The 6,494-nt window shown below is 69.0% G+C and carries 8 protein-coding genes; 4 read left to right on the forward strand and 4 right to left on the reverse strand.

From position 1 onward, the window contains the following. Window positions 1-293, forward strand: a 293-nt coding sequence (locus ACILRF_RS13620) for a 2OG-Fe(II) oxygenase (RefSeq protein WP_395673777.1), incomplete at its 5' end; no start/stop codon positions are given. Here ACILRF_RS13620 and ACILRF_RS13625 read toward each other — a convergent pair. Further along, entirely contained in the window at window positions 290-1,762 is a 1,473-nt protein-coding gene (locus ACILRF_RS13625; protein WP_395673779.1) for a sigma-54-dependent transcriptional regulator, read from the reverse strand. The genes ACILRF_RS13620 and ACILRF_RS13625 overlap by 4 nt on opposite strands. Window positions 1,763-1,867: 105 nt before the next feature. Then, a complete protein-coding gene (locus tag ACILRF_RS13630) occupies window positions 1,868-2,488 on the reverse strand; it encodes a hypothetical protein (protein WP_395673781.1) in 621 nt (206 codons plus the stop codon). Between the two features lie 174 nt (window positions 2,489-2,662). Between ACILRF_RS13630 and ACILRF_RS13635 the strand changes: the two genes are divergently transcribed. From ACILRF_RS13635 to ACILRF_RS13645, 3 genes are all read left to right on the forward strand, one after another. Further along, window positions 2,663-3,274 (forward strand): hypothetical protein, encoded by a 612-nt coding sequence (locus ACILRF_RS13635; protein WP_395673783.1) that lies wholly within the window; start codon window positions 2,663-2,665, stop codon window positions 3,272-3,274. A 281-nt stretch (window positions 3,275-3,555) separates the two neighbouring features. Then, window positions 3,556-4,821 carry a murein L,D-transpeptidase gene (locus tag ACILRF_RS13640; protein WP_395673785.1) on the forward strand — a complete coding sequence of 422 codons (1,266 nt, stop codon included), beginning with the start codon at window positions 3,556-3,558 and terminating at the stop codon, window positions 4,819-4,821. Window positions 4,822-4,830: 9 nt separating this feature from the next. Further along, complete coding sequence (locus tag ACILRF_RS13645; protein WP_395673787.1) at window positions 4,831-5,130, forward strand: hypothetical protein; 300 nt, start codon at window positions 4,831-4,833, stop codon at window positions 5,128-5,130. On the opposite strand, the gene ACILRF_RS13650 is transcribed toward ACILRF_RS13645, so the two are convergent. Beyond that, the gene (locus ACILRF_RS13650; protein ID WP_395673789.1) at window positions 5,127-5,669 is read right to left on the reverse strand and encodes a YcbK family protein; all 543 of its coding nucleotides are present in this window, start codon (window positions 5,667-5,669) and stop codon (window positions 5,127-5,129) included. The two genes, ACILRF_RS13645 and ACILRF_RS13650, sit on opposite strands and share 4 nt — an antisense overlap. Window positions 5,670-5,817: 148 nt before the next feature. Beyond that, window positions 5,818-6,339, reverse strand: a complete 522-nt coding sequence (gene infC / locus ACILRF_RS13655; protein WP_395673791.1) for a translation initiation factor IF-3 — start codon at window positions 6,337-6,339, stop codon at window positions 5,818-5,820. Window positions 6,340-6,494: the final 155 nt, after the last annotated feature.

Genomic DNA, 6,494 nt, shown 5'->3' on the forward strand with positions numbered 1-6,494 from the left:
TCAAGCCGCACCGCGACAACACCACCGGCGGCACGGCGCACCGGCAGTTCGCCTGCTCGATCAACCTGAACGCCGAGGAGTTCGAAGGCGGCGACCTCCGGTTCCCCGAGTTCGGCACGCGCACCTACCGGCCGCCGACCGGCGGCGCGGTCATCTTCTCCTGCACCCTGCTGCACGAAGCGACACGGGTGACGCGCGGCACGCGCTACGCCTTCCTGCCGTTCTTCTACGACGAGGAACGGGCCAGGATCCGCGAGGCGAACGCCCACTACCTCGAGCCAGAGGTCGCCTAGGCCTGGGCGGCCACCGCCTCGACGACGTCCTCCAGGCCCTGTTCCTTGACCTTGCGGTAGAGGGTCGAACGGCCGATGCCGAGGCGTCGGGCAACCTCGCTCATGTGGCCGGCGTAGACACCGATGGCGAGCTCGATGAGGTCCCGCTCGATCTCTTCGAGGGTCCGCAGGTGGCCGCGTTCGTCGAGGATGCGCACCGGCGCCTCGCGCGGCATCTCGGCGGCAAGGTCCTGGGCGGTCGGCGGCAAGGCAGGAGCCGGAGCCGGCGCCGGCAGGGCCTCCGGCGGCGGGGCGGCGACCCCGGAGATGGCGGGGAAGTCATGCGGCGCCAGATAAGGCGCATCGGCTAGGACGATGGCGCGGTAGACCGCGTTCTCCAGCTGCCGGACGTTGCCCGGCCAGTCGTAGGCGGTGAGGTAGCCCAAGGTCTCCGGCGCGGCGCCGGCCACGGACTTGCCCTCCTCGATGTTGAACCGCCGCACGAAGGCCTCGACCAGGGCCGGGATGTCCTCGCGACGCTCGCGCAGGGCCGGGGCCTCGATCGGGAACACGTTGAGACGATAGAACAGGTCCTCGCGGAAGCGGCCTTCGGCGACGGCGTTGGACAGGTCGCGATTGGTCGCCGAGACGATGCGCACGTCAACTTTCACCGAGCGCTTGGCGCCGATCGGGTCGATCTCGCTCTCCTGCAACGCCCGGAGCAGCTTGACCTGGATGTCGAGCGGCAGCTCGCCGACCTCGTCGAGGAACAGGGTGCCGCCGTTGGCTTCCTGGAACTTGCCGAGGTGCTTGTCCGTCGCGCCGGTGAAGCTGCCCTTCTCGTGGCCGAAGAGGATGCTCTCGACCAGATTCTCCGGGATGGCGCCGCAGTTGACGGCCACGAAGGGCTTGCCGGCCCGCTCCGATGAGCCGTGGACCGCGCGGGCGATGACTTCCTTGCCGACGCCGCTTTCGCCGGTGATCAGGATCGGGATGCCGGACTTGGCCGCCCGTTCGCCCAGCCGCTTGACCATGGTCATGGCCGGCGAGCCGCCGATCAGGTCGTCAAACGTGGTGCGGCCGGCGGCGCGCTTCTTCAGCCGATCGACCTCGCCCTTCAAAGCGCCCATCGACAGGGCGTTCTGGATGGAGACGATGATCCGTTCCGGCGCGGCCGGCTTGACGAAGAAATCGCAGGCGCCGGCCTGCATGGCCTGCACCACCGTGTCGATGCCGCCTGTGGCGGTGACGACGATGACCGGCTGACTGAAGCCTCGGGCCCGCATCTCGACGAGGGTGTCCTGGCCGGAGGCGCCGGGCATGACGAGGTCGAGCAGGACGACGTCGGCGCGCGCGCCGGCCACCAACTTGCCGATGGCGTCATCGCCGCTCTCGGCCTGGGATACAGCGAAACCCTCACGCTCCAGCACCGCCTGGATCAGGCGGCGCTGGGTCGGGTCGTCATCGACGACAAGGACCGTCTTGGACATTGGCAGACACCCACATCAGATCGGACGCTCGTCTCGTTGGACGAGGCTCTTTATGTCGCGAATTGATACAGGCGGGCGGTAAAGGCCGGGTTTCGGAGAACAGAATCAGGGGTTAACGGCGGCGGGGGGGGCGACCGCCGCGGCAGCGGCCACGCGCTCGGGCGCAAGATCGACGGCCTCGTCCACGGCCGGATTGCCATATGGCCCGGTCTCCACGACTGGCTGGAGGGCCTGAGGCTCGGCTGCCGGAGGCGCGACCTCGGCGCTGGCGACGACCGGCGCGGTCCCGGCCTCGGCAGCGTGGCAGTCCTTGCGGATCGTCGCTTTGATGAAGCCGCGGCGCGCCCAGCCGGCCATGGCGGCTTCGGTTAGCTCGCGCTCCTTTTTCTCGACCCCGGTCAGCATCCGGAAGACCTCGCGGTGCGGGATCAGGCTGCGGACGCCCTTGACCAGCAGGTTGCCGGCCTGATTGGGCTGCGCCTCCGGCTCGTTGGCGTCCGGGCCGAGCAGGCGGTCGAGCTCGGCGAGCTCTGCGTAGGCGGCGTCGCAATTGGCCGGCGCGGCATAGGGATCGGCCTTGGCCCGTTGCAGCAGCTCCGGCACGTCGCGCGCGGTCAGGCCGAGGCCTTCCTGCTGGCCAGGCTTGATCTCGGCGGCGGCGACCCCGGCGCTCAACAGCGCGCCGGCGCCGGCGAGGGCCGCGACGAAGGGGACGAGACGGGTCATGGCGTCGAGCTCCGGAATTTAGCCGCTCATAAACACCCGAGCCGCGCACTCGGTTCATGGCGGCGGGTCCGGGGCCAGGGGGAAGGGCCAAATCGAACTCAAACCGCCCGTTCGGAGTTTCCACCCGGTCGGCAAGCTTCGGCTTGGGGGAACGATACGAAGAAGGAGAGACCCATGACCAAGCGTAACCGTGTTGCTTTGTTCGCCGGCGTCGCCCTCGCGCTCAGCGCCGGCGCCGCGTCGGCTCAGGGCTGGATGACCATCAACGAGCGCCAGGCCCGCCTCGACGACCGCATCGACGCGGGCGTCCGCACCGGCGACCTGTCCCGCCGAGAAGCAATGTCGCTGCGCGCCGAGTTCCGCGACCTCGCCGGCCTGGAGGCCCGCTATCGGGTCAACGGCCTGTCGAACTGGGAGCGCCAGGACCTCGACCGCCGGTTCGACCAGCTGTCCATGCGCATTCGTGACAATCGCCGCGACGGCGAACAAGGCTGGTACGGCGGCCGGGGCTGGAGTGACAACTCCGGCCGCTGGGTGCCGATCGCCCAACGCCAGGCGCAGCTGGACCGCCGGATCGACAACGGCCTGCGCAGCGGCCGCCTGACCCGCGCCGAAGCGGTGCGTCTGCGCGCCGAGTTCCGCGAGCTGGCCCGACTGGAAGCTCGCTATCGTCCGGGCGGCTACTCGCCGCGTGAAATGGCCGAGCTGGACCGAGGCTTCGACCGCCTCGCAATGCGGATCCGCTTTGAAAGCCGCGACGGCCAGCGCAGCTACGGTATGCGCTAACCGGCGCCGGCCCCGGGGCTTCGGCTCCGGGGCCGATTGGCGAAGCTCGTGCGGAGCCCTAAATCCCTCCCATGAGCCGCACCGAAATCGCCCCAGCCGCGTTTGTTCGGGACGAGGGCGTTACGAGGTGTGTTGAGCCGATGAGTTTCAGTGTTGCGCGGCGGGACGTTCTGCGCCTGACCGTGTCGGCTTTGCCGGCGCTCTATGCCAGCGTTGCCTTGGCGCAGGATGCCGCGCGCCCGACCCTCGATCCCCAACAGTCTGACCAGGCCACAGAAGCCTTGAAGGCCGCAGCGGAGCACGGGCTGGACCCGGCAGCCTACCCGACCGAGCCGGACAAGCTCGTCGATAGCCTGCTGCGCTATGCCCGCGACGTGCGTGTCGGCCGGCTCCAACTTGGCCAGTTTCCGGAGAACTGGACGCTCCGCCCCGCGACCTACGATCCGGCGCTGGAGCTCTCGAGCGTCCTGGCGGAAGGGCGGTTCAAGGCTTGGCTGGACAGCCTGCCGCCGCCCTATTCGGGCTATGTCGGGCTCAAGCGCGGGCTGGAGAAGTACCGAGCGCTGGGCGAGGCCGGCGGCTGGAAGGCGGTCCCGGAAGGTCCGTCGCTGAAGCTCGGCGACACAGGGCCGCGCGTCGCCGCCCTGCGCGCCCGCCTCGCGGTCGAGGATCCGCAAGCGCCGAAGAGCGGCGCCGCTTTCGATGCGGCCCTGCAGCAGGCGGTGCAGCGTGCCCAGCGGCGGTTCGGGATCGAGCCCGACGGCGTGGTTGGCGGCGGCACGCTGCGCATGCTGAACCAGCCGGTGGGCCAGCGGGTGCTTCAGATCATCGCCAACCTGGAGCGCTGGCGCTGGATGCCGCGCCAGATGCCGCCGACGCGGGTGCAGGTGAACTCCGGCGCGGCCATCGTCACCCTGTTCAAGGACGACCGGCCGGTGCTGTCGATGAAGGCCGTGTCCGGCAAGCCTGGCGACGAGACGCCGATGCTGACTTCGGTCATGCACAGCGTGGTCATCAACCCGCCTTGGAACGTGCCGAGCCGAATCGCCCGCGAGGAACTCTGGCCGAAGGAGCGGGCGAGCCCTGGCTACCTCGCGCGCAACGGTTTCCGGGTGATCAAGAACGACGATGGCTCGACCCGGCTGCAGCAGAATTCGGAGCAGAGTGCGCTCGGCCGCTTCAAGTTTGACTTCGACAATCCGTTCGCCGTCTACCTGCACGACACGCCGAGCAAGGACACCTTCGAGCGGTTTGCGCGGCAGGCCAGCCATGGCTGCGTGCGGGTCGAGAAGCCGCGCGAACTGGCCGAGGCGCTGCTCGCCGGCGATGCGCAATGGACGCCGGAGGCGATCGCCACGACTCTGGACAGCGGCAAGACGGTGCGCGCCCGCTTGCCGGCCGAGACGCCGGTCTACATCCTCTACTGGACCGCTTTCGCCGGCGCCGACGGCCAGATGCACTTCCGGACCGATCCTTACGACTGGGACCGGGACCTGTTGCTGCGCACCGGCGTGCTGGAGCGCCCGCGGGCGACGCAGGAGACCTGACGCGAGATGATGAAGATCGTTCTGTGGATCGCCGCGGCCTGCGCCATCCTGCTGGCCGCTCTGGCGCTGAGCCGCGGCATTGACCTGACGTCGGAGCCTGAGGCCCCCAAGACGGTGGAGGTCCGTGCCGCCGACGCGGAAGAAGCGGCGACGCCCGCAGTCGCCGCGGCGCCAGCGCCTGAGCCCGCGCCAGCGCCGCCGCCGGTCGATGATCAGGTCGCCGAGGACGCCGCGGCGGTCGGGATGACGACGGTCGAACCGGAGCCCTCTACGGCGCCGGCCACCCCTTCGACCGACGTCGGGCCCTAGACCCCCGTCCAGCGCCGGACGCGGCCGGTGTCGACATGGACGAAGTTGGATTTTGGATAGAGGCCGACGCCGCCGGCCGAAACGCTGAGCGCCGCCTTGTGGACATTGGCCAGCGCTACGCCCGGCACCCGCACGTCGACGGCCTTGCCCAGGGTGTGCTGGCTGTTGGACGCGACGCCCGAGCTTCGGGCCGCCAGCATGGCGTTGGTCTTCGGCGACCGGTAGCCGGAAATGATCTGGAACGGCTGGCGGGTCTCAAGCTTGCCGCTCACCGCCGCCAGGGCGTCGAACAGCTTGGGATCCATCGGGCCGACGTCGCCGGTGCGCCAGTCGCGCAGCACCTTCATGGCTTCGGCCAGGGCGTCCTTCAGATAGGCCCCGTTCTCGAAATAGACGTCGTCGAAGCGGTCGCCGGTGTGCAGGTTAAGCAGGGTCGCTCGTCGCGGCGCGACGTCGGCCAACGCGGGCAGGGCGAAGCTGGAAAGCGCGGCCGCGCCGCCGAGCCGCAGCAGGCTGCGACGCCCCATGATCGTCTGCATTTTACGAACCCCGACGAAATCAGGGGCTTAGATGAGGGCGGGTTGGCGTTCAGATCAAGCTGAGCCGACGGCGCCTGCGGCAAGGCGCCCCATGCGAAAACGGCCGCCCCGAGGGGCGGCCGCTTGGTTCCGGTCCTGCTCGCGCGGCTCAGCGCGGGGCCAGGATCATGATCATCTGCCGGCCTTCCATGCGCGGCTCATACTCCACCTTGGCGACCGGCTCGAAGTCCGCCTTCACCTTCTGGAGCAGCTTCATCCCGAGTTCCGGATGGGCCAGTTCGCGACCCCGGAAGCGCAGGGTTACCTTCACCTTGTCGCCTTCCTCGAAGAAGCGGTGCATCGAGCGGGCTTTGACCTCGTAGTCGTGGACGTCGATGTTGGGGCGGAGCTTGATCTCCTTGATCTCCACCACCTTCTGCCGCTTGCGCGCCTCGTTCTTCTTCTTCTGCTCCTGGAACTTGAACTTGCCGTAGTCCAGGATCTTGCAGACGGGCGGGTCCGCGTTCGGCACGATCTCCACCAGGTCGAGACCGGCCTCTTCGGCGGCTTCCAGAGCGGAGGAGGTCGGCATCACGCCCTGCTTCTCGCCGTGCTGGTCGATGAGCAGAACGCGGGGAACGCGGATTTCGTCATTGATGCGCGGACCGTCTTTGACGGGCGGCGCCTGCATGGGGCGGCGAATAGGCGGGGCTCCTGGGTCGTTTCGACGAGGGGTGGTTTCGGGTCTTCAACGCAAAACGCCGGCGCGCCTCAGGCGCTCCGGTCGCAGCGGGAAGTATATGCGTGAGGGTTGACGCTCTATCAAGCCGCGCCGTCGCCTGCGGC

The organism is Phenylobacterium sp., assembly GCF_044236515.1.
Classification (GTDB): Bacteria; Pseudomonadota; Alphaproteobacteria; order Caulobacterales; family Caulobacteraceae; genus Phenylobacterium.